At 68.6% G+C, this 22,854-nt stretch carries 19 protein-coding genes, 2 pseudogenes and 1 riboswitch; of the genes and pseudogenes, 14 read left to right on the forward strand and 7 right to left on the reverse strand.

From position 1 onward, the window contains the following. The first annotated feature begins 73 nt into the window (after positions 1-73). On the forward strand, positions 74-2,290 hold the full coding sequence (gene recG / locus FVA80_RS08200) for an ATP-dependent DNA helicase RecG (RefSeq protein WP_246692317.1): 2,217 nt from the start codon (positions 74-76) through the stop codon (positions 2,288-2,290). A gap of 335 nt (positions 2,291-2,625) precedes the next feature. Next, positions 2,626-2,949 (forward strand): hypothetical protein, encoded by a 324-nt coding sequence (locus tag FVA80_RS08205; RefSeq protein WP_147909543.1) that lies wholly within the window; start codon positions 2,626-2,628, stop codon positions 2,947-2,949. A 72-nt stretch (positions 2,950-3,021) separates the two neighbouring features. On the opposite strand, the gene FVA80_RS08210 is transcribed toward FVA80_RS08205, so the two are convergent. After that, a complete protein-coding gene (locus tag FVA80_RS08210; protein WP_147909542.1) occupies positions 3,022-3,822 on the reverse strand; it encodes a DUF502 domain-containing protein in 801 nt (266 codons plus the stop codon). A gap of 265 nt (positions 3,823-4,087) precedes the next feature. Here FVA80_RS08210 and FVA80_RS08215 point away from each other — a divergent pair, with 265 nt between their 5' ends. Further along, the gene (locus FVA80_RS08215; RefSeq protein ID WP_147909541.1) at positions 4,088-4,927 is read left to right on the forward strand and encodes a YfdX family protein; all 840 of its coding nucleotides are present in this window, start codon (positions 4,088-4,090) and stop codon (positions 4,925-4,927) included. Positions 4,928-4,941: 14 nt separating this feature from the next. Here FVA80_RS08215 and FVA80_RS08220 read toward each other — a convergent pair. After that, a pseudogene (locus FVA80_RS08220) lies at positions 4,942-5,911 on the reverse strand (sugar kinase). A gap of 762 nt (positions 5,912-6,673) precedes the next feature. Between FVA80_RS08220 and FVA80_RS08225 the strand changes: the two are divergent. Then, a complete protein-coding gene (locus FVA80_RS08225) occupies positions 6,674-7,699 on the forward strand; it encodes a PAS domain-containing protein (RefSeq protein ID WP_147909539.1) in 1,026 nt (341 codons plus the stop codon). Between the two features lie 229 nt (positions 7,700-7,928). Here FVA80_RS08225 and FVA80_RS08230 read toward each other — a convergent pair whose 3' ends face one another. Then, positions 7,929-8,357, reverse strand: coding sequence for a MucR family transcriptional regulator (locus FVA80_RS08230; RefSeq protein WP_147909538.1), 429 nt, complete (start codon positions 8,355-8,357; stop codon positions 7,929-7,931). A 573-nt stretch (positions 8,358-8,930) separates the two neighbouring features. Between FVA80_RS08230 and FVA80_RS08235 the strand changes: the two genes are divergently transcribed. Together FVA80_RS08235 and FVA80_RS08240 are read left to right on the forward strand one after the other, a co-directional pair. After that, complete coding sequence (locus FVA80_RS08235; RefSeq protein WP_147909537.1) at positions 8,931-10,631, forward strand: porin family protein; 1,701 nt, start codon at positions 8,931-8,933, stop codon at positions 10,629-10,631. Positions 10,632-10,870: 239 nt separating this feature from the next. Then, positions 10,871-12,271 (forward strand): DUF4105 domain-containing protein, encoded by a 1,401-nt coding sequence (locus FVA80_RS08240; RefSeq protein ID WP_147909536.1) that lies wholly within the window; start codon positions 10,871-10,873, stop codon positions 12,269-12,271. Between the two features lie 81 nt (positions 12,272-12,352). Here FVA80_RS08240 and FVA80_RS08245 read toward each other — a convergent pair whose 3' ends face one another. After that, complete coding sequence (locus FVA80_RS08245) at positions 12,353-13,582, reverse strand: serine hydrolase (protein ID WP_147909535.1); 1,230 nt, start codon at positions 13,580-13,582, stop codon at positions 12,353-12,355. 329 nt (positions 13,583-13,911) lie between these two features. On the opposite strand from FVA80_RS08245, the gene FVA80_RS08250 reads away from it, so the two are divergent. Continuing rightward, positions 13,912-14,238, forward strand: a complete 327-nt coding sequence (locus tag FVA80_RS08250) for a multidrug efflux SMR transporter (RefSeq protein WP_147909534.1) — start codon at positions 13,912-13,914, stop codon at positions 14,236-14,238. A 47-nt stretch (positions 14,239-14,285) separates the two neighbouring features. On the opposite strand, the gene FVA80_RS08255 is transcribed toward FVA80_RS08250, so the two are convergent. Then, positions 14,286-16,310 (reverse strand): TonB-dependent receptor, encoded by a 2,025-nt coding sequence (locus FVA80_RS08255; protein ID WP_147909548.1) that lies wholly within the window; start codon positions 16,308-16,310, stop codon positions 14,286-14,288. A gap of 239 nt (positions 16,311-16,549) precedes the next feature. Next, a riboswitch (cobalamin riboswitch) is annotated at positions 16,550-16,748 on the reverse strand. A gap of 417 nt (positions 16,749-17,165) precedes the next feature. Here FVA80_RS08255 and FVA80_RS08260 point away from each other — a divergent pair. Both FVA80_RS08260 and FVA80_RS08265 read left to right on the forward strand, forming a co-directional pair. After that, positions 17,166-17,756 carry a cell wall hydrolase gene (locus FVA80_RS08260; RefSeq protein WP_147909533.1) on the forward strand — a complete coding sequence of 197 codons (591 nt, stop codon included), beginning with the start codon at positions 17,166-17,168 and terminating at the stop codon, positions 17,754-17,756. A 502-nt stretch (positions 17,757-18,258) separates the two neighbouring features. Next, positions 18,259-18,564 (forward strand): hypothetical protein, encoded by a 306-nt coding sequence (locus FVA80_RS08265; RefSeq protein ID WP_246692318.1) that lies wholly within the window; start codon positions 18,259-18,261, stop codon positions 18,562-18,564. A gap of 356 nt (positions 18,565-18,920) precedes the next feature. On the opposite strand, the pseudogene FVA80_RS08270 reads toward FVA80_RS08265, so the two are convergent. Together FVA80_RS08270 and FVA80_RS30365 are read right to left on the reverse strand one after the other, a co-directional pair. After that, a pseudogene (locus FVA80_RS08270) lies at positions 18,921-19,467 on the reverse strand (lytic transglycosylase domain-containing protein). After that, positions 19,427-19,924, reverse strand: coding sequence for a flagellar hook-length control protein FliK (locus FVA80_RS30365; RefSeq protein WP_147909531.1), 498 nt, complete (start codon positions 19,922-19,924; stop codon positions 19,427-19,429). The pseudogene FVA80_RS08270 and the gene FVA80_RS30365 overlap by 41 nt, the downstream one beginning before the upstream one ends. Positions 19,925-20,011: 87 nt before the next feature. Here FVA80_RS30365 and FVA80_RS30370 point away from each other — a divergent pair, with 87 nt between their 5' ends. The 5 genes from FVA80_RS30370 (at position 20,012) to FVA80_RS08295 (ending at position 22,527) form a co-directional block, all read left to right on the forward strand. Then, positions 20,012-20,221, forward strand: a complete 210-nt coding sequence (locus tag FVA80_RS30370; RefSeq protein WP_147909530.1) for a hypothetical protein — start codon at positions 20,012-20,014, stop codon at positions 20,219-20,221. 150 nt (positions 20,222-20,371) lie between these two features. Further along, positions 20,372-20,710: a hypothetical protein gene (locus FVA80_RS08280; RefSeq protein ID WP_246692319.1), complete on the forward strand. Its 339-nt coding sequence runs from the start codon at positions 20,372-20,374 to the stop codon at positions 20,708-20,710. Then, positions 20,707-20,901 (forward strand): hypothetical protein, encoded by a 195-nt coding sequence (locus tag FVA80_RS08285; protein WP_147909529.1) that lies wholly within the window; start codon positions 20,707-20,709, stop codon positions 20,899-20,901. Before FVA80_RS08280 ends, FVA80_RS08285 begins: the two co-directional genes overlap by 4 nt. A 7-nt stretch (positions 20,902-20,908) precedes the next feature. After that, complete coding sequence (locus tag FVA80_RS08290; RefSeq protein WP_147909528.1) at positions 20,909-21,136, forward strand: hypothetical protein; 228 nt, start codon at positions 20,909-20,911, stop codon at positions 21,134-21,136. A 719-nt stretch (positions 21,137-21,855) separates the two neighbouring features. Next, positions 21,856-22,527: a sugar transferase gene (locus FVA80_RS08295; RefSeq protein ID WP_187193620.1), complete on the forward strand. Its 672-nt coding sequence runs from the start codon at positions 21,856-21,858 to the stop codon at positions 22,525-22,527. Positions 22,528-22,854 lie beyond the last annotated feature (327 nt).

Below are 22,854 nucleotides of genomic sequence, written 5' to 3' on the forward strand. Positions count from 1 at the left end.
CCTTGCGCCGCACTGGCGCGCCGGGATGCACCGGATGATAAGGCGGCTCCGGCACGATGTCCGCCGAGCCACCATGACAGATGCACGCGCCTCTCAGGACGCCGCCCCCCGGGATGCGGCCGTGAACGACCCCGACGCCGCGGAGGCGCCGGAGGGCGTCCGCGCGCCGCTGCTGCGTCCGAGCATCCTCGATCCCCTGTTCGCCCCGGCCCGCGCCCTGCCGGGCGTCGGCCCCAAGATGGCGCCGCTGATCGAGAAGCTGCTCGGCACGCCTGAGCGGGAGGCCCGGATCGTGGACCTGCTGTTCCACCTGCCCCAGGGCGGCGTCCCGCGCCGGCTGATGGGCTCGGTCAGCGAGGCGCCCGTGGGCGAGCCGGTGACCGTCGGGGTCACCGTGGTGGCCCACCGTCCGGCCCAGATCGGATCGGGCAAGCGCCCGCACCGGGTGCTGGTGGAGGATTCCACCGGCGACATCTCCCTGGTGTTCTTCGGCATGCCCCGCGCCCGGGTGGAGAAGATGCTGCCGCTGGGTGCGCATCGCTACATCACCGGCCGGATCGACCTGTGGGACGGCACCCGCCAGATGGTCCACCCGTCCCGCATCGTGGACGAGGCGGGCCTGGCCGAGCTGCCCGCCGTCGAGCCGATCTATGGCGCCACGGAGGGGCTGACGTCCCGGGCGATCAACAAGCTCGCGGTGGCGGCCCTGGATCGCCTGCCGACCCTGCCCGAATGGCAGGATCCGGCCTGGCTGGAGAAGAACCGCCTGCCCGCCTTCGCGGATGCGCTCCGCGTGGAGCACCGCCCCGACGAACCGCTGCCGAAGGCCGAGGATCCGCTCCAGCCGCCGCCGGCCACCCCCGCACGGCGGCGGCTGTCCTACGACGAATTGCTCGCCTCGCAGCTGGCGCTCGCCCTGATGCGGGCCCGCCAGCGGCGCAAGGCCGGCCGGGTCAACGCCGGCGACGGGGCGCTGAGCGGGCGCATCCGGGCCGCCCTGCCCTTCGCGCTCACCGGCGCCCAGGCCCGGGCGGTGGCGGAGATCCGCGAGGATCTCGCCGCCCCGCGCCGGATGCTGCGCCTGCTCCAGGGCGATGTCGGCTCGGGCAAGACCGCGGTGGCCCTGCTCGCCCTGGCCTCGGCCGTCGAGGCCGGGCGGCAGGCCGCCCTGATGGCGCCCACGGAGATCCTGGCCCGGCAGCATTTCGAACGGCTCCAGCCGCTGGCCGGCTCCCTGCGGCTGCGCCTGATGACCGGCCGCGACCGGGCGGCCGAGCGCAAGAGCACGCTCGCCGCCCTCGCGGCGGGCGAGATCGACATCCTGGTCGGCACCCACGCGTTGTTCCAGGAGGCGGTGACGTTCCGGGACCTCGGTCTCGCCGTCGTGGATGAGCAGCACCGGTTCGGCGTGCACCAGCGCCTGGCGCTCGGCGCCAAGGGCGAGGCGGTGGACTTCCTGGTCATGACCGCGACGCCGATCCCGCGCACGCTGGCGCTGACCTTCTTCGGCGACATGGACGTCTCGGTCCTCGACGAGAAGCCCGCCGGCCGCCAGCCGATCCGCACTATCACCCTGCCGACCGAGCGGATCGACGAGGTCGTGGCGGGGCTCGCCCGGGCGATCGCCACGGGGGAGCGGGTCTACTGGATCTGCCCGCTCGTGGAGGAATCCGAGTTCATCGACCTCGCCGCCGCGGCCGAGCGCTTCGACGACCTGAAACAGCATTTCGGCGACGCGGTCGGGCTGATCCACGGCAAGATGCCGGGGCCCGAGAAGGACGCCGCCATGGCCCGGTTCGCCGCCGGGGACACCAAGGTCCTGGTCTCGACCACGGTGGTGGAGGTCGGGGTCGACGTGCCCGAGGCGACCATCATGGTGATCGAGCATGCCGAGCGGTTCGGCCTGGCGCAGCTGCACCAGCTCCGGGGCCGGGTCGGGCGCGGCTCCAAGGCGTCGTCCTGTTTGCTGCTCTACCGCGGGCCGCTCGGGCAGGTGGCGCGGGCCCGGCTCGAGATGATGCGCGACAGCGAGGACGGCTTCCGCATCGCCGAGGCCGACCTGAAGCTGCGCGGCGAGGGCGAGGTGCTCGGCACCCGCCAGTCGGGCCTCGCCGCGTTCCGGCTGGCCCGGCTCGAGAGCGACGGCGACCTGCTCGTGGCCGCCCGGGACGACGCCCGGATGATCGTCGAGCGCGATCCCGGCCTGAAGAGCCCGCGCGGCCAGGCGCTGCGGGTGCTGCTCTACCTGTTCGAGCGCGATGCCGCGATCCGGTTGATCGGGGCCGGTTGATCGGGGCCGGCTGAACGGCCCGGGTGGGACGTGGCATTCCTGAACGGCGCGTTCAGGAATGCTCGCCGTTCAGGAAAGCGCCACCTCGCCCTCTGTGCCCGGGAACAAACCGCACGAAGCCGCCTGCTGATGCACGCGGAACACGTCTTGCGAAAAAGATCTTTGTTTGAGAAGGACTTGTGCTGAGCAGTAGGCGCTCCGGGGCCGGCCTCTCGGCGGCGGGAGAGCGCGTAGGCATGCGCCTTGACCTTGCATCAGCCACAATCGTCCCTTAACTGTAGATGAACGAATGGCCCGGTAAGCCGGGACATCACGGACGAATCTGGAGGACGGACATGTCGAACGGACTGTTCCAAAACCTGCCGGGCTCCCACGAGATGGCCGGTATCCAAGCCCTGCCGACCGAGCCCTGGTTGCTGCCGATCTCGGACGGTGCCGTCGCAGCGGTGACGAAGACGTCGGAGGATCTGCAGGCTGCCGTGCGGCGGGCCGCGCGTCCGTTCTGGCTCGCTGCCAACGGGATCTGCATCGCGCTGGGCCTGGCCCTGACCATCCAGTGCGCCACCGGTTGGACCCCTACTCCGACCCGCAGCGCCGTGACGGTCGCTCAGGCCACCCCGCCGACCATCGCGCCGCAGACGGCTTCGCTGCAGCGCTGAGCCGCCCGATCCCAGGGTGAGTGACGGATTTCAGGGCCGGCCCGCGCGCGGGGCGGCCCTTTCCGTTGGGCCTCACGCGTCCTGCGGCTCCCGGTGAGCCGCCGGGTCGCCCGCCTGCTGCGCCGTCCGCAGGGACGCCGCCATGGCATGAAGCCGCCCCTGCGGGTCCTCCGGCTGGATCACGCCCGCCGACATCACCAGCTTGGCCGCGTCGTCGACGCTGATATGCAGTTCCACCACCGCCGAGCGCGGCAGGTAGAAGAAAAAGCCCGTGGTCGGGTTGGGCGCGCAGGGCAGGAACACCCCGACCATCTCGTCGGCGCCGGCGGCGTTCCGGGCCTGCAGCGCGCCCTCGACCTCCGGGGAGGCCGGAGCCGACAGGAACACCACCGACCACGTGCCCTTCACCGGGAACTCGACCAGGCCGACCGTGCGGAACGAGGTGCCGTTGGCCGAGAACAGGGTCTCGAAGATCTGGCGCAGGCCCTTGTACAGGCCGGAGATCACCGGGGTGCGGGCCAGCAGCACCTCGCCGAACTCGATCACCGAGCGGCCGACCAGGTTCGCCGTGAGGAAGCCCAGCAGTGTCACCGCCAGGAACGCGATGACGAGGCCGAGGCCGGGGATCGAGAACGGCAGGTAATGGTCCGGCAGGTAGTTCGCCGGCACCAGCGGCTTCACGAAGGAATCGATCAGCGCGATGAACCACCACGTGATGTAGGCGGTGATCGCCAGCGGTCCGGCCACGATGATGCCGGTGAGGAAATAGGTGCGCAGCCGCCCCCGCGCGCTGACGCGCGTCTTCGGGGTGGCGGGGCCGGGCGCGGATGCGTCGGTCTCGGGAGCCTGAATCGGCGGGGAACTCGGCGCCACGGGTGCCCTCTCGGCCGCTCGACCTGCGGCGATCCTGCCTGGGGGCGATCGGTCCCCCGAAGGCACAGGTAGCGGCTGCGCTTGTCCGCCTCAAGGGCGATAGCCGCATGCGGCCTCGCCGCCTGACCGTCCGGTGGCCGAGCCATGACCGAAATTTCACGCAACGGCCGCCCCCGGCAGGCGGTTGTTCCGGCAGTCCCGACGGCGCGCTGAAGACGACCGACACCGGCCGCCGACGCCCACCGGGCCAGACCGGAATCCTGATATGACCAGACTGAAGACGCTGGCGGCTGCCCTGGCCGCATCGACCCTGCTCGCCGGCGCGGCCGCGGCCGCCGACCAAGCCGCGCAGCCGGACCGCGCGGCACCGCACGTGACCGGCGCGCAGCAGAAGCAGGCCGCCGCGGAGGCCGGCAAGCTGTCGACCGACGGCATCGACGCCTATCGCGACGTCCACCTGGCGCGGCTCGCGATCTACGAGGCGAAGCCCGAGCAGGCGCGGATGTTCGTCAGTCACGCCCAATCCGCACTGGAGAAGGCCAAGACCGACTCCACCGCCTTCACGAAGGCCGAAGCTGACCTCAAGCCGCCGTCCGGCATGCGCACGACGGCCACGATGGCAGGGGGCGCCCCGGCGGGCGACGCCGCGATGGGGCAAGCGAGCGCCAAGGACACGCCGCCGGCGAAGGCCGGGACCCCGCGCGCGACCGAGTCGGTCACGTGGTTGCCGGTCGACGCGCAACTGGTCCTGGCCGACGACTTCGTAGCCCGCACCAAGGATCAGTCCACCGCGATCGACGAAGCCAACCACAAACTGCGGGCCGGAGATCGAACCGGCGCGGTCGACCGGCTCAAGCTTGCCGGCGTCGATGTCGATTTCACCATGGCGGTGGTGCCGCTGGTCAAGACCACCCAGGACGTCGATCAGGCCGCCAAGCTGATCGCCGACGGCCAGTACTACCAGGCCAACGTCGCGCTGAAGCAGGTCGAGGACGGCGTGCGCTTCGATACGATCGACGCGACTACGGTGCCGAAGGCGGCTGCCGCGCCCAAGCCGGAGGCCGGACACACCACGGTCAGCACCGCCAAGCCGGCCGCGCAGTGAGGCGGGGCGGCGGGCTACGGGTCCGCCGCTCCAACCCCGCCGCTACCGCCGGGTCCCGGATTCGGGACGTCGGATGGCGGAGTCCGGCATCGCGTCCCGGGGATCACCGCGCCGCGATGCCGGATCACGGCGCCCGCCAGGCGGTGCGCCTCGACGGCGGCGGCCTCCGGGGCCAGCCCGGCGATGCGCGCCGCGAGGGTAGCCGGCCGCGAAGCTGTCGCCCGCGGCCGTCGTGTCGACCACCCGGTCCACCGGGCCGGCCGGTACGCTCACGTCCGACGTCCCGTGCAGCACCCGGGCCACCGGGACCGGGCCGTCCGTGGTCTTGAGCACGATCTCGGCACGGGAGCGGTGGCGCAGCACCTCCTCTTCTCCGGCCTCTCCGAACAGCCAGTCCAGGTCCTCGACCGAGGCGAAGATCAGGTCTGCCTGCGCCAGGCCGGCGCGGAACGCCGCCCGGGCCACCTCCCAGTCCGGCCAGCCGCGGGGCCGGTAATTGGTGTCGAACGCGACCCGCCCGCCCCGGGCGCGCAGGGCCGCCAGGGTTTCGGCCAAGGCGGCGCGGCCGGCCTCGCCGTAGAGCGACAGGCTGATCCCGGAGACGTAGACGAGGTCGTCCGCCTCCAGGGCGGCGCGCGTCTCGGCGGCGCCCGGCTCCGAGAACAGGTCCCGGGCGGCGGCGCTGTCGCGCCAGTAATGGAAGCTGCGTTCGCCCGCGTCGTCGGTGCGGATGATGTAGAGCCCCGGCATCCGGCCCGGCAGGCGGCGGACCCGCTCGAGGCCGATACCCTCGTGGCCCCAGGCGTCCACCATCGCGTCGCTCCAGGGATCATCCCCCAGGGCGGTGACGTAATCCACCGTCACGCCGAGGCGGGCGAGGTAGAGGGCGGTGTTGAGCGTGTCGCCGCCGAAACCGCGGACCAGGCTCCCGTCCGGCCGCTCCGACAACTCGACCATGCACTCGCCGACGCAGGCGACCCTCATGCGGTTTCTCCCTGTGCGGAGCCTCGACGGGCCCGGTGGAGGACCGGCCCCGTCCGGCCTGGCCTGTCAATCGCGCGGCCGCCTCGCGGACGCGAACCCGTTTCGCAATAACGCCCATCGACCCGATCCCGCATCCGGTTTGGGAGCGTCGCACGCCGTCGTCCAGTGCATGTTCCTGGGTGGGCGGGGCAGAGACCGTATCGGTGTGATGAAAATCTGCGTCGAACGATATCGAGAAGATAAATTTCGGTACGACGACAACGCAAGCGGACATCGTTCGCGGTCTCGGGAGGAAACGTATCGATTGTATTCAAATTTAGTTCGTAACAGGCGTTTGTTTCTGTCATGGCTCAATCACGGTACCATTTGATGCGGAGAGACCTTTGAATAAACGACTGTAATATGGATGGGGTAAATTTTAATGATCTTGAATGATTGATGCCGTCACTGAAGCATAGCCGATCTACCGGACGAGCAGGGTGAATCGGCGGGAGAATCTGTATATCCTATGCGGGTCGATACCGTGTCGAAGCCGGACGGCATCGATTTGTATAGGGATGCGTTCAAGTCTGATGGAGGACAGCGGGGGCAAATCGCACGTGCCCGGAGACCGGGGACACGGCTTTGTGCGCGCGTCGGAAGCCCCGTGCGCGCGACCTCTGGCGCAATGGCTGGTCTCGAACGACAGCCTGCGGCCGGCTCGGCCCGATACGGAAGGGTCTAACACGACGGCGTCCACGCATAGATCCGAGAGGGATTGAGATGTTTCACTCCGCCCTCAGCGCGCTGACGTTTTCGTCCGGGGAATTCCTGACGCTCACCGAGAGTCGGGGGTTGAGCGGAGCCTGGAGCTGGGTGCTCGCGGGTGGCGAGCAGATCTGGTCGCCGGGGTTCTTCCGCCTGCTCGGCCTCGTCCCCAATGCCGCCAAGGCGCATTACGATCTGCTCCTGGATTTGGTCCATCCGGAGGATCGACACCGGCTGCCGACGCTCGGCGATGTCCGGCAGGGCCATGTTCCCCGCGAGACGATCGTCCGGGTGATTCGCCCGAACGGGACGCTCCGCATCCTCTCGCTGATGATGGAGGCGCGCTTCTCCGGGGACGGAAGGCCCGTGGCCGTGAACGGCACGGCCCTCGATGTCACCGACCGCGAGCAGCGGGTGCTGATGCGCCAGACGGAGCGGCGGCGGCGGGGGGCCCTGTATCTCATGGAGCGCATCGCGTGCTTCTCGCTCGGGCTCGATCGCCGCTTCGAGTTCCCCTCCGAGGTGGCGCAGGTGCACGGGGTCTCGCACGAGGAGATCTGCATCAATCCCTACGTCATGATCGTTCCCGAAGAGCGGGCGGCCTTTCAGGACGCGGCCGTGGCGCAGATCGAGCGGCGGCAGTTCTTCCAAGGCACGGTCCACGAGCGCCTCGCCAACGGCGAGCTCTGGCATTTCAAGATCATCACGGTCCCGGTCCAGGATCCGGACGGCACCTATCTCGGCCGCTGTGGGCTGAAGCACCCGGTCCGCAGTCCCATGCCGATCTCGGCGGCTGTGGGTGAGGGGCTCGATCAGTGCGTGACCGGCCACCATCTGCGCGCCGCGCGCGCCCTGCTCGACTGGTCGATGATGGACCTGGCCCAGGCCAGCGGCCTGTCGCATTCCACCGTCCGCCGCCTGGAGGAGGGCAGCGAGCATCGGGGAAGCCGATCGCGCCTTCAGGCCGTCGCGTCGCTGCGTCGATCCGGCATCCGGTTCATCCCGATGGATGACGGCACGCTGGCAGTGGGCAGGCGCTGAACGGTTCGGGAATGGACCCGCCATAAGAGCCGGCCCGCCCTCGGCCGCCCGGACGGCCGCGCCCGCTGGGCGCGCGGCGGCCGGCGAGCGAGCTGGATCTGCGCCGGAGGCACCCGCATGCCAGTCGGTGCGAGCCCCGGCATCGCGGCGCTCAAGGTGCGCGTCCCGTGCAACCGGTCCGGTCGGCCCGAACCGGGGCCCGGTCCGCGTCGGGACGCGCACGCTTGAGTCAGGCGACCTTGTGGCCGAGCTGGATCGCCTTGGCGATCTGCGAGCGCCGCTCGGCGTAGCTCGGGGCGACCATCGGGTAGTCGGCGGGCAGGCCGAACTTGGCGCGGTAGCGCTCGGGGGTGAGGCCGTGGGCGGTGAGGTGCCGCTTAAGCGTCTTGTAGGGACGGCCGTCGATGAAGCTGATCAGGCCGTCCTGGCCGATCGAGGCCTCGATCTGCGCCGCCGTCGGGCCGGTCCACACCGAGGTCGAGCCGGCGGTGCTGCCCTGAAGCACCGAGATGGCCGTGTGCACCTGATCGATCAGAACCGGCAGTTCCCCAACACCGACGGCGTTCCGCGATACATAAGCAGCGACCAGTGAAGCCGTGCACTTGATCAAGTCGTAGTTCGGTTCCGGCAGTTTTTCGTGCAGTTCGATAGTCGTCATGTTCCCCTCGCTTCAGGTTGCCGCGGCGTTACAAGTCCGGCTGGGAGGGATACGGATAAGTTTGCCGGATCGTCCCGTGCGGACTTCTACGCGACTGCTGATGCTCCGCCAGAATTGGCGACTAACAATACGAAACTGCGGCAAATTGTCTAGGGTTTACCTTGGATAGTCTTTGAACATAATTTGTCCTACAAATCCAACACGAGGTTGCTCGTTCTTTGGATCCAGACAGATAATGTTCAGTCGCACGGGCCGATGCAGTCCAAGTCAGCGTCGATGGCTACCTGGGGTGGCCCAAAAAGCTCACCTGCTCGTCGCTGCAGGGAATTACGCGCATTGCGCGAAGTGCGGCGACATCAGTGCCAGGATTAGATCTTCGGTTCAAATGTCGATCTATGACGTGATGAAACATGAATGGCCCTACCGGGATCGATTTTTACTTGTGCGCAGTGCGTAGCGTAGCTTCGATGAAATAGAGTAACTAAAGTCATCCGGGGTTGCTTGGCGTTTCTGGTGTGTTGAATGCGGTGTGATCATTTGGATCGAGGCAAGATTTAAGACCTGAGTTTTTCAATGAAGAAATTGATAGTGGCCGCTCTTATGGAGACGGTCCTGTTGAATAAAGCCTATTCAGCAGATTTCGCGACCACACCGGTCGTCGAATCGGGCGGCCGTCCCGTACCCGCATGGGCTGGGTTCTATGGCGGCCTGTTCGCGGGATACGGGGTCCTGGACAGCGCGACGCGGTTCGACTGCATCGGACCGACGGGGCGGCGCTGCGCGGCCGGCTGCCCGATCATCCAGACCCGGAAGGGAGCGGATGGTGCCTTCATCGCGGGTGGCGAGGTCGGCTACAACAGGCTGTTCGGGGCGCACCTGCTCATCGGCGGCGCGGCGGATTACCAGTTCACCCGCCTCTGGGATTACGGATCCCGCGAAGGGACTTTTCCGGCCGTCGGCGGCGGCGCCTTTCGCTTCAGCACCGCGCATGCCGGGCAGCGGCTGGACGACCTCGCGACGCTGCGCGGGAAGGTGGGCCTCGCCGCCGGCCGGACGCTGGCCTACGCCACCGGCGGCCTCGCGGTCGGCAACGTTCGCATCGATACGACGCAAAGCTTCCTGAGCAATCGTGATTTCGACGCTCGTCGGGGGGAGGTCCGCCTCGGCTACGTGGTCGGCGGCGGCCTCGAATATGCGTTCAGCGCGCATCTCTCCGCCAAGATCGAGGGCCTCTATTACGATCTCGGGCACCGCGTGATTTTCGACGACACCACCCGGTATCGCTTCGGCACCCGGGCGACCACGGACGGCATCCTGACCCGGGTCGGCCTCAATTACCGGTTCGGCGCCGGGCTCCCGGTCCTGCCGCCCGCAGGCCCCCGTGCAGGGTCTGGGATCTGGGATTTCGAAGGCGGCCTGCGCTACTTCTACAGTTCCGGCGGCCCCCGCTATACGCTCGGATCCGACCGGAGGCCGGGACAGGTCAATTCCCGCCTGACCTACCAGAGCACCGATGCCCATGCGGGCGAGAGCTTCGTCCGGGTCGACCACAACCCGACCGGCCTGTTCGCCAAGGGCTTCCTCGGTTCGGGCGTCGTCACCTCCGGTCGCCTCTACGACGAGGATTTTCCGCCGGCCTTAAGTCCCTACACGAAGACCCTCTCGCGGATTAAGGACGGCGACATCGGCTATGGCGTCGTCGATCTCGGCTACACGGCGCTCCGCCGGGACGGCTTCAGCCTGGGCGGGTTCGTCGGCTACCAGTACGACGCCGAACTGGCCAACGGCTATGGCTGCAGCCAGGTGGCTGGAGGCACCATTTGCGCGCGCCGCCCCGTTCCGACCGACATCAACGTCCTGAGCGAGAACTTGCGCTGGAACGCGCTTCGGATCGGCCTCATCGGCGCGGCGCGGTTCGATCGGTTCAAGCTGAGCCTGGAGGGCGCCTATCTGCCCGTCTCCGCCGTGACCGGCGTCGATCGCCACTGGCTCCGGCCCGACATCAACCCGCTTCCGCAAAAAGGGCACGGGGATGGCTACTTCGCGGAGGGTATCCTCTCGTACGACCTGAGGCCGGCCGTCAGCGTCGGTGTCGGCGGCCGCTACTGGCGGATGCAGACCGGTTCGGGCCGTATCAGGTTCCCGTTCTCCCCGGGCAGCCCGACCAAGTTCGAGACCGACCGGTACGGCGCCTTCGCCCAGATCGCCTACAAGCTGTCGGATCTGGGGCTCGGGGGATTGGACGGCCCGCCGGTTCGCGTCCGCAAAGACTGATCTGCGCGGGGTCGAGGTTCGGGGGCGGCGCCTTGTTCGAGCGGAACGCGCGCCAGGTCCGGGACCTCGCCGTGCCGGATGGTTCGGCGGGCCCGAATGTGCCCCGTCGACACCATCCCCGGGAGACCATCCCCGGGAGACCATCCCGGGACGGGCGGCGGCCGCGCATGCTTTAACAAAGTCATCAGGCGAGTCGTGAAAGGTGCGGGTCGCCCGCGCGCTTCCGAAGACGACCTGTCATGTCCCATCGTTCATTCCTGGAAACCCATCCTGGCGGCCTCGATCCGGATCGTCCGATCCGGGAGGGCAACGCCCGGATGGCGCCGCTGTGGCAGGTGCTGGTCGGGGGCGAGGCGGTGCGCCGCCATGCCCACCTGATCCTGGCCGCCGGCGTGGCCCTGGCCCTGCTGGGCGTCGCCGTGATGATCGATGCCCTCGCGGGGGCGGTCCATATCCCGGAGCGCTGGTTCGGCCTGCTCCTGCTGGTGGACGCCCTCGGTTCGCTCGGCGCCGGCCTGATCGCCGCGGGGGCGGCCCGGCGGCTGCGGATCTTCAAGGGCCTGTTCCTGGCCTTGGCGGCCATCCTGATCATGATGGCCTCGGCCTCGAGCTTCTTCCTGCTGGCGATGCTGTTCGGCACCGTCTTCCTGGTCGACGGCATGATCCGGATCGTCCTCGCCTACCTGCTGAAGTTCCCCGAATGGCGGACCTCGGTGGCGCTCGGCGCGCTGGGCGTCGCCTTCGGCGTGTTCCACCTGCAGCCTTGGCCGACCTGGTACGTCGGCACCGTGGGCTACTGCATCGGGATGTTCCTGGTCATCAACGGCTTGCGGTTGGCCCTGGCGGGCCTGCGGACCCGGCGGACGGCCCCGGAGCCGGTGCCGGAGGGGGCGTCGGCCCCGGGTTCCGACAGCCTGACCGTCTATGTCTGGACGCCGACCGGCCAGGCCACGACGCCGGCCACGCAGCGGCTGGTCCGGCGCTACGTCGCCTCCGTCGACGTGGCGGGGCGGTACTCCACCGGCCACGCCGCCCTCGAGCTGGCGGGCGACCTCTATATCAGCCACTACCCCGCGGTGGAGATCGACCGCTCGCCGGCCAACCTCCGGTCGAGCCTGCGCGCCGGTCCCGAGAACGACGTCCCCGGCCGGTTCCTGCCGTCGCATCGCGCGGAGGTCGCGGATTGGTGCGAGGCCACCGTCGCGGTCACGCTCAACGGCGTCGACGGCCCCCGGCTGCGGGCGTTCTGGGACGTCTATCACCGCGACACGACCTACAACTTCATCAGCCGCAACTGTTCGACCACGGTCGCCCGCGCCCTGGATGTCGCCGTGGAGGGCGCGTTCAGCCGCGGGGGGCATCCCTGGCGGAGCCTTGCCAACGCGCTGACGAGCCCGGAATTCTGGGCCGCGGCGCTGCTGCGCAACGGTGCCCGGTCGATGACCTGGACCCCCGGCCTGGTGCTCGACTACACGCGCGCGCTCAGCGCCCTCGTCGACCCCGCCGCACCGATGACGTCCATCGCCTGGGCCAGTGTCGGCCGCCGGTTCATCCGCAACGGGCGGGCCGGGTCCCTGACCCGGTTGTTTCACCTCGCCCGGCGCCGGCCCGCATCAGGCGCGGGGCCGACCGAGGCCTGACCGAGGCCCGACTGAGGCCCCTCCCCGGGTCTCCTGCCCTCGTGCCCTCCTGCCCTCCGGGCCGCCGACGGCGCGCCCGGGTCAGCGGGCCGTGCGGCGGGCGGCGAGATCGCGGGCGATGGCCTGCATCACCGACAGGGTGTCGACCTCGTCCTGCTCGGCGCCGTGGTCGCTGAGCTTCACGATCACGGTCCCGGTCTCGCGGTCGACGTAGACGTACTGGCCGTAGACGCCGATCGCCGAGATGTCGCTGTCGTCGCCCCCGGGGGCGTGCCACCACTGGGCCGAATACTGCCAGCCATCGACCTCCCGGCGGGCCGGCGTCTCGATCCGGTCGATCCAGCGGGCCGGGATGATGCGGTTCTGCCCGGCGCGGCCCTGGTCGGCCACCAGAAGCCCCAGGCGGGCGAAGTCGCGGGGCGTGGCGTTGATGCAGCAGAACGCCTTCTCGATGCCGCCGGCCCGGTCGAGGTTCCAGGTCGCGTCGGACTGGGCGCCCATCGGCTTCCAGATCCGCTCCGAGAGCAGGTCCGCCAGGGGCTTGCCCTCGACCCGCGCCAGGATCAGGCCGAGCAGCTCGGTGTCGATGCTGCGGTAGCGGCCCTGGCTGCCGGGCTTGAACGCCAGGTGGGCGTTGTCGCGGACGAAGGCGGTGATGTCGCGCGTCAGGTACATCCCGGCGGTACCGGTCAGCGGATGCTGCGGGTCGTAGTTCTCCGGCACGGCGATCCCGCTCGTCATGTCGAGGAGGTCGCGCACGGTGATCTGGCCGAAGACCGCGCCGTGGCGCAATTCGGGCAGCAGGGCCGAGACCCGGTCGGTCTCCGCGAGCTTGCCGCCCGCCACCGCGGTGCCGACCAGCAGCGACACGATCGACTTCGCCACCGACCAGGACGGGAACAGCGTCGCCGGTCCTGTGCCCGGCCGCTGCCATTCGTGGATCAGGACGCCGTCCTGCACCACCAGGAAGGCGTTGGTGTGCGTCTCCGCCAGCATCGTCGCGAGCGGAACCGTCCGGCCCTTCCAGGAGACGCGCTCCAGGATCGGGCTCGGCCGGAATGCCAGGTCGCGGGCCCGTTCGGGCGCCTGCACCACCCGGCTGGGGAACCAGGGGCCGATCGCGGACGGCTCGATGACCGCCAGGGCCGCCAGCGTGACCGGATCCGGGACGTTGATCAGTGCGGTGGCGGTCCAGGCGCAGCCCGCCGCCACGACGCCGCCGGCCGCGGCGATCGCACCCCAGCGCATGCCCCGCCGGCGACCCGGACGGGGGCGGGCCGAAGCTTCCGGGATCGCGGGCGACGCAGTCATGGTGGATCGGTATCGCTCTGGATCGGTACTGCCGTGGCGCCGTCGACCGGGGCCTCGGCACGGGCGGCGACCATGATGAGGAGGCGTTAACGAAGGGCCAACTCGGTCGGACGTCGAATTCGGTGCTCAGCCGCGCGTGCCCGGCGCGGAGGCTTCGAAAATCTTCATCGATTCGATGGACAAGGGCTCCCGAACGTCGGCGGCCCCTTATGGGGGGCTGCCGCGCACAAACTGCAACCCGCCGCCCTCCCCTGATCGTCCTTGCCGATCCGAAGAACCGATTTTCACTTGAGACTGGCTCCGCGCCTGCACAAAAGGTCTTCCGCGCGATGAACCCTTTCCTGATCCTCGGGCTCGCGATCGGCGCGGAGGTCACCGCCACCCTGGCGCTGAAGGCCGCCGACGGCCTGACCAAGCCGGGCCCCACCCTGATCGTGGCGGTCGGCTACGGCACCGCCCTGTGGCTGATGTCGAGCAGCATGGACATGCTGCCGATCGGGGTGGTCTACGCGATCTGGTCCGGGGTCGGCATGATCGGCGCCGCGCTCGGCGGCGCGTGGCTGTACGGCGAGGCGATCAGCCCGACCATGCTGGTCGGGATCGCGATCATCGCGGTGGGCGTGGCCATCCTGGCGTCCGGGCAGGGCCAGCACTGAGCCGGATCCCCTCCGGGCCCCCGGGTCGCGCTCAGAATCGGCCGCGCTCAGAACCGGCCTGCGATGGTGAGGCGCACGGCCGTGGGCTCGACCGGGTGGAACACGCGGTCGGTCAGGCCCTCGGCGGGCTCCCCGGGCAGGCGCGAGACGTAGGCGTAGGTGATCTGGTCGGACTTGCTGTTGGTCAGGTTCAGCACGTCGAGGGAGACGCTGACCCCGTTCTCGAAGGCGTAGCCGACCCGGCCGTTGAACAGGGCGGTCGGGCGCGAGCGGATGGAATTGTCCTCGATCAGCGGGCGCGGCCCGAAATACCGGAACCGCAGGGAGCCGAACCAGCCGAGCGGCGCGCCGAAGGTGATGCCGGCCGACGCGATGGTGGTGGGCGCCTCCGGCACCCGGGTGCCGACCGGGTCGGAATCGGAGAACCGGGCGTTGGTGATCGTCAGATCGCCCTCCAGCGACAGGAACGGCGTCAGCGCGTAGCGGTTCGTCCACTCGACGCCGAAGCGCCGGGTCGGGCGGCTCGGCTCCGTGGTGCCGGTGTCGCCCTGGAACAGGTTTTCGGACGCGAAGTCGAGCCGGAACAAGGCGAGGCTCGTCTCCAGCCCGGCGATCGAGCGGTTGCGCAGCCCGACCTCGTAGCCGGTCGAGGGCACCAGGAACGGCGCGCGGCCGATGTTGAACAGGGGGCTTGCCGGATCGACCGTGGCAGTCACCCCGCGCACGTCGTTCGAGTGGAAGCCGCCGCCGTAATTCACGTAGAGCTCGGTGTCGAACCACGGTCCGAGGGTCAGGCCGAGCTTCGGGTTGACGATGCCGTCGCGGGCCCGGCCCGAATTGGCCGGCGTGTCCGAGGCGACGCGGGCATCATAGCCGTCGGCACGGAAGCCGAGGCTGGTGCGCAGCCAGTCGGTCCAGCGCACCCGGTTGTCGAAATAGACAGCCCCGCTCGTCTCCAGCACCCGGTCGTCGAGCACGCCCGAGCGGTATTGCCGGTTCGTCGTGTTGAACAGCCCGACCCGGATGCTGTCGGTCCGGGTCTGCACGCCGACCTCGTTCTCCATCGGACGCCCGAACACGTCGCCCTGGAAGATGTGCAGCGCCTCGCCGCCGCCGATGATGCGCTGGTCGAGCTGGTGGAACTGGTCGCCGCTGACCGGATCGTTGAGGAAATAGGTGAAGTCGTTGAACAGGTTGAGCTGCGAGCGGATCACGTAGGCCGAGGCCCGGGTCAAGCCGGTTTCGTCGGTGCTGCTGAAGCGGCCGGACAGCGAGAGGCGGCTCGTATCGCCGCCATCCGTGAGGTTGATCGTGCCGTAGCGGCCGATCAGCCCCTGCGCGACCGCCCGCTCGGGGATCTGGTTGGTGGCGGTCCAGCGGCCCGCATAGGCCATGCCGGTGACCGAGAATCCGTCGAGCGCCGTGCCCTGGCTGTAGCGGGCGACGGTGCTGATCTTGCGCAGGGCGTCCGGGACCACCCACGGACCGTCGTAGACCTGTGCGTCGGCCGCGACCAGGAGGTTGCCGTCCCCGATCGGGGTCGAGGCGATGGTGAGCGCGCGCTTGTAGCCGAAGCTGCCGATGGCGGTGAGCGCGAGGTTTTTCTGGACGGTGTCGAGATAGTCGATCCGCACGGAGCCGGCGGAGGCGAAGTCGCCGTCGCGTACGAAGTACGGCCCCTTGTGGAACTCCACCGCGCCGACGAGTTCGGGGATCAGGAAGTTGATGTCGGCATAGCCCTGCCCGTGGGCGTGGGTGCGCATGTTGAGCGGCATGCCGTCCAGGAACAGGGCGATGTCGGTACCGTGGTCGAGGTTGAAGCCGCGCAGGAAGAACTGGTTGGCCTTCCCCTCCCCGCTATGCTGGGTGACGATCAGGCCCGGCACCGCCTCCAGCACCTCGCCGGGACGCGTCACCGGCCGGCTGTTGAGCTGGGCGCCCGTGATCACCCCCGCGCTGGCGGAAGCCACGGGCAGGAGCGGGCCGCCGATGCCGGTCACGCCGCCGACATAGCCCGCACTCGCGGCGGCACCGCCCCGCGGGGCCCCGGAAGGCTCTGCGGTGACCGAGATCTCGTCGAGCGTCGCCTCGGTGTCCGGGCCCGGCCGGGATCCGTCCCGGGCGGAGGCCGCAGGGGGCAGCAGCGCCAGGGCCGTCAGCACGGCCAGTTTCGAGAGCGTGAAGCGCGGGACAGGACGGGACACGGGACCTCGGGCGACGGCAGTGGCACGTCACCGCGAACGAGACCGCGCCGACCGCGCTCGCGCGGGCGTCCCGGCACCCGCCAGGACACCCCGCCCAGCGCGTTTCGCGTGTGACCACGACTGACGGCAGGTCTCCTGGCTCACGGGTCGCCGCCCTCTCGTCGTCTTCCCGGGCGAGGCGGCCCAGTGACGTGGTGACGAGAAGGCTCACCGCTTACAGTTGCGGGGGCAGCCGCGGATTCGGGGAAGACCCCTCACCGCGTTCCCTTTTGATCCCCGAAGGGAACCGTCCCGGCCACCTTCGAGCCAAGGCTTGGGTCCCGTCAACGTCCCGGCACCGGTTGGCGGCGTGTGTGTCTATCGGATGACACCGGGCCCTCGGCCGGCTCTCGTTCCAGCCGAACGAGGCCGCCGACCGGGGGACTCGTCCCTCCGATCCCGGACGGCTCCGGGCGATGCTACGCTAATGGTATCGCGAAGCTTTTCCGCCCGGACCTGCGGCTCCCGCTGCGGCTCCGGTCCGTCCCGCGAGGGGCCGCGTTCCAGGGCTGTCCGTGGTCCGCCAGCGCGGGCCGACCGGCGTTCGGGGCGATCCACGCATGCCGGCCCGCCACATCCTCGCCGCGAACGTGCACACAAGCTTGGCGCGTACAACGATCGAGAGTGGCGACGCCGGGCAGGGCGATCGCCCTGCCCCGAGGCCGGAGGACGGAGCGCTGATGCATGCAGGGTAGCGAGAGGATCAAGACCGTTTCGGGGCTGGTCGCGCTGGCGCTCGCCGGCGGCCTCGGTGCGTGCAACACCGCGTCACCCCTGACCACAGGATCGATCCCCGGCCGCAAGCCGTCGATGGTGGTCACCGACGCCGAGCGCGACTGCCTCGGCCGGGCCATGTATTTCGAATCGAACCGCAGCGACGAATCCGGTCTGCTGGCCGTCGGCACCGTGGTCATGAACCGGATGGAGGCCGCGATCTTCCCGGGCGGCATCTGTGCGGTGGTCGGGCAGCCCGGGCAGTTCGCCCCCGGCGTCCTGACCAAGCCGATGCAGGACCGCGACCTCCAAAAGGTGGCGGATGCCGCCGACGCGGTGCTGGCGGGCGAGCGTCACCCGAAGGTCGGGAAGGCGATGTATTTCCACACGGCCGGCCACCACTTCCCGTACACGAACATGCACTACGTGGCCGTAGCCGGCGGCAATGCCTTCTACGAGAAGCGCAACTCCCGCGCCGCCAAGGCGGAAACGCCGGCGCCCGCCGCCCTGCCCCCGACGGTGTCGAGCTACGCGGCCGGCCCGGCTGCGCCGACGCGTTAGCGCTGCGCACAACGATCCGAACGGCCTTGCCGGATCCGGATCGCGCTTCCGGCGCGGGTCCCTCCCCTTGCCGCAAGCCTGCGCCCCGGCACCACCCGCTCGCAGCGCGTGTCCATCCCGCTGCGAGCGTGGCCGCCCGCGACCACGCGGGCCGGCGGAAGCCGCCGCAAGCCATACATCGGGACGCGGCTCCCGACAGGGACGCGGATCGACCGGCATAGAACGAGGCGGTGCTGTCGATCGCACCATCTTGACCGGTCATGGCAGATGAAGTGACATCGCGCGCGGCGGTAAATCTGTTGATTGGCTCCGTGACCCGCGGAGGCGAGATTTACATCGACGGGCGACGCCTTAGCTTGTCGGTTAGAACTACCCACGAATCACGGATCTGCCGCCGATGATTGCCCACAGGGTAGCGCTCGCTGGTGCGGTCCTCATTCTGAGCATCGCACCGGCAGCCTCTCAGTTGCGCCGCCCGATGACCTGTACGGAGGACGTCTCGGTGGGGCTCGACGCGGCCCCCGGCCCCGAGGGTGCAAAGCCTCAGCCGCACCGGGCGCGGACCTTCTCGTTGGTCTCCGGCGGCGGCTTGCTGACCGTCCTCTCCGCCGGGCGGTCCGACTATTACGAATGTCAGGTGGCGTCGCCGCGCTTGAATGAACGGACCCCGCGCAACGCGATCAAGTGCCAGAACGGCGTATATTTTCTTCTGATCGACCTAAACAAGCTGAACTTCGTCGAGGCGCAGCTCAATCCGGAGGATCGCGGCGAGATCAAGATGAGCTACGGAAGCTGCAAGATCCTCTGACTGCGCTCAATCCATCCGGATCAGGATGTAGGCCGAGACCGCGATGACCGCGATGGTCACCGCGAACAGCAGAAGCGTCCTGGCGAACGCGCCGTCGGGCGGGTCTGGTGCGTCGTTCATCATGCTCTCCCAGCCCCGGAAGGATGGTGGCGTTTGCCGTCTTGCTCAACGTATGAGCGGCCAATAGGCAGCATCCGCATAGAGTGGTCGGTAATCTGCGCTGTTGGCACTGAAGAAACCGTTCCTCGTCTGCATCTCTCGCCGCCTAGCCGGAAGGGACGTGGCATGCCTCGAGGGGATCGGCGCCGGCCACCGTGATCGAGCGTGCCCGCGGCCGCCCCCGGTCGAAGGGTGCATCACCGGTAGAACTGCGTCGCCGCCGGGGTCCATTGCCTGAATCCGGTCGCGACCATGTTGGCGACCACCCGGCAGATATACTGTTTCTGCGCCGCATTGTTGTTCGGCCCGGCATGGTAGCGCGCCACCGCCATCGTCCAGCTGCCCTCTCGCTTCTTGAACTCTTGGAGGAATTGGGTGGCGTACTGGACGTTCGCGAGCCGGTCGATCATGGCCTCGACCGAGCCGAGCTTGCCGCCGTGATAGAGGTGGTTGATCTGCATGCAGCCGAGGTCGATCGGGCGGATGCCCTTGCTGCGCGCTTCCGTGAAGCGAGCGATCACGTCCCGCGGCCCCGTTCCGAAATAGGCGGTTCCGGCGAAGCTCATGGCGTAGGGTTGAAGGGAGCCGCGCTTGCTGATCCTCGGTCAGGCCGACGGCGTAGAGCACGCCCAGCGGCACGCAGTAGCGGGCGGAGGCGCGCGCCATCTCGGCCTCGCAGACATTCGCCACTGCCGTGACAACGCTAGAGATAAATGCCGCTCTCACGAAGACGTACCACTTCATCCGTCCGTTCCCTTTTGCGTCTGTTGCCCGCTTGGCGCTGCTCGTCCTGCTGCTGTCTGGTGCCCTCGTTGCCCGCGCGGGCCCCGTCGTTGAACGATGGCGACGCGTGAAATTGTGAGCCGTCCGACGCGGTCGATGCCTCGGCTGAACGCGCCTGCCCGACGATGCCCCCGGCTTGGTAGCTGCCGTGGCTCAGGAGGTCGGTATGGATCGCCGTATGCTCGCGCAGCAGCGTGGCGGTCTCCGACTGCGAGGCGCGCGGATGGGTTAAAAACTGGCCGTTGGAGAGCTGCACCTCCAGGGTGACGACCCCGAGATCGTCCGGCCGAAGCCGGATCTTGAGGACGCGCAGCGGCCCGTCCGGGACGCCGCCAGCCGTCGGATCGGCATGGGTCCGGCCTTGCACGGCGGCCGCGGTCGCGCGCTCGAGCTTCTCCCGGATGGCCGTCGCGATCATCGGCAGGGTTCGGCGGGCAAGCTCGTGGCGGTCCCGCTTCCGTCGCGCGATCCGGCCGACACTGCGGCATCCTCCGCATGCTCGCCGATGGAGGCGAGAACGGCCCGCTCGATCCAGGAGATCACCTGGCTTTGCGCAGGTGCGACGCCCATCGGCTTCTGGGGGGCGGCCGTGTCGAATGCCGTGGTCGTGCCGCGGATCCGGCTTCGACTGGACCAGCGGCTGAAGCTTCAGCGCCGCTGCGGCATTCAGGGCCAGCAGCGCGGACAGGGCGCCTGCAGGATCGAGAATCGTTGACATCAGGGCCGGGCGGCTTCGCACTCGCAGGCTCGGGCGCGGGCGCGCCACCCGCGACGTTGGGCTTGAAACGAACCGCACGGCCCAGCACCGCGACGCTCGCCCCGGCGCCGCGAAGGACCTTCGCGACGTCAGGCGGATCTCGCTTTGGTGGCCGCCGAGGTGATTCGTAGGAAGGATTGCCGGCTGGCAGTCGGGCGCTTCGCGGCGTTCGTAGGCGTCGCCGAGACCACGGTGCGCAACGCGATCTGCGAGGCCCGGAAGCTCGAGCTGCTGACCGTCGAGGAGCGTCAGATCACCGGCTTCCGCAGCGAGACCAAAATCGTGCGGATCGTCTCGCCCGAATGGACCGCCCGGCCACGGCTGGCCCAAAGGGAGAATGCCGCCGAGTCTCCCCCGTCCGGAGAGAAGGTCATCACCACCCTGCTTTTCGGGGGGAGAGGGTGCAAGTCCGCAAAGCGTATGTCCGCTGAGGCTGCAGATCTGTGAAAGACGAGGCCAGCGGGACCAAAACAGGGGCTGCCGACAACCGGCTGTCGACCTCGACCAATCAGGCCAACCGAGAATGCGCGCGCGTGGTGGAACAGGCCGAGCCATGCGGTGAGGATCTGCAGCCGTTCGGCGAGACGGACGAGAAAACAGGATTGAGAACGAAACAGTTCTCGCAGTCGACCCGTTGAGGACGCCATGACCTGCATCGCGCTCCTTATCGAAGCCCCTCAGGGGGTACGGTTCCTCGTCGCCGCCACACCGCGGGAGGCTGCGCTGAAGGCCGAGTCCGTTATTGCCGCCATCCCGCAAACCCAGTTGCCCGTTCCAGCTTGGGTTGCGGGAGCTAGCTCTGGCACGGCCGATCGCCTGATGAACTACCTGGCCGACGTGCAGATGGAGCGCTTGCTGGAGGGGGCCCTCTGAGACCATCTCAGGATTTGCTAAAGCGTCGCCTCTTCCGTCTGTGCGCCTGAGGCGTTCGCGACACCGCAAAGCGTGCGGCGGCCAAGCTCGTGACGACAGGCGCTCTCCGGGCCAGTTCCCCACAGGGCGCCCGTGAAGCCTCGGCCGGGCAGTCGCGGGAGGGTCGGCGCGGCGGGGGAACTGGACACCGCAAGCGCCGGCACACGGCCCGGATCTCTGATCGTCGGAGGCAATCCGCAGGGATCTCAACGAGTACTGGTGACCCGACACAGAACTCCAGCCTCTGCTCCTACCTCGAACCCATTCAAATCCCACGGCAGGATTGATCTTGTTGTTGCGCCGCAAAGGCGAAATTTCGTCAAAAAACACAATTTAAAATTGTTTTATTATGGGACTACTGTGCGCGTCTCATGCATATCCGTAATGCAGCTTAACCTCCCAGATTGGTTCTGCCACATTCGCGACATGATCCGCGGCGTTAACCAGCATTAGCCTGCTGAGGCGACCGCCAATATTTTTTAATATGCTCAACTATCGACAGAATGTTGGCCGTAATAGTTCGTTAACTTACCGATGATTTATCATTCGTTCCGTCTCTACTGTGAAGCATAGCCATGTCGCATACCGCAATTTACCAAGAGATCGAGCATGTTTTTGCATTGCGGCATAAGCTCGACATCACGCATTTTGGTGTGGATGTTGAGAAGGTCCCAAGCCCGGTGATCGAAGCGACCGAGGCTGTTCTGCCGGATACGCCGTTCGTGGCGCGTGGGCTTCGGCTGGATTGGGCGGCCAAGCGCGGGCTCGACATCGGGGTGGCGGCGACCGCGCTGTTCCTGCTGCTGCCGCTGATGCTGCTGATCGCCGTGCTGGTCTGGGCCGGCGACCGCAAGGCGCCGATCTTCCGGCACATGCGGCTCGGCCGGGACGGACGCAGCTTCGGCTGCCTGAAGTTCCGCTCGATGGTCACGGACGGCGAGGGCGTGCTGGCCGCGCACCTGGCCGCCAGCCCGAGCGCCCGTGCCGAGTGGGCCGCCACGCACAAGCTCTCCGACGATCCGCGCATCACCGCCATCGGCCAGGTGCTGCGCAAGACCTCGCTCGACGAGCTGCCGCAGCTGTGGAACGTGCTGCGCGGCGAGATGAGCCTGGTCGGCCCGCGCCCGATCGTGCAGGCCGAGGTCGCCCGCTACGGCCGGGCGTTCTCGACCTGCTTTGCCGTGCCGCCGGGCGTCACCGGGCTGTGGCAGGTCTCGGGCCGGTCCGACACCAGCTACGCCGAGCGCGTGGCGCTCGACCTGGACTACGCCAGCCGCTGGAGCCTGCGCCGGGACATCGCGATCATGCTGCGCACCGTCCCGGCCGTGCTCGCCCAGCGCGGCAGCAAGTAGCGTGGCCGTGCCGCCGAGGGACCACGCCATGCAGGACGACAACCCGCTCTGGTGCGATTACGCTGAACCCGACGAGGCACCCTGTCGAACGCTGCTCGTTTTAGCTGGCTTGGTGTCCATCGCGATGAACATCATCGCGGCTACGATCCGGGTATGCCGGATGTCCGACCAGCTGTGGCCCTTGAAACCAACTCAGTTGGCTCAAACTCGAAGGGTGCGGGTAGAGCCGCTTTAAGCCGCGTGGTAGCTGTCGCAAACCTGCGTGGCCTTAAACGACGCCCTTGCCCACGTCGTCCCGCGAAGTCGGCGCAGCTTCACATATGCGCC

It is taken from the genome of Methylobacterium sp. WL1 (genome assembly GCF_008000895.1).
GTDB lineage: Bacteria > Pseudomonadota > Alphaproteobacteria > Rhizobiales > Beijerinckiaceae > Methylobacterium.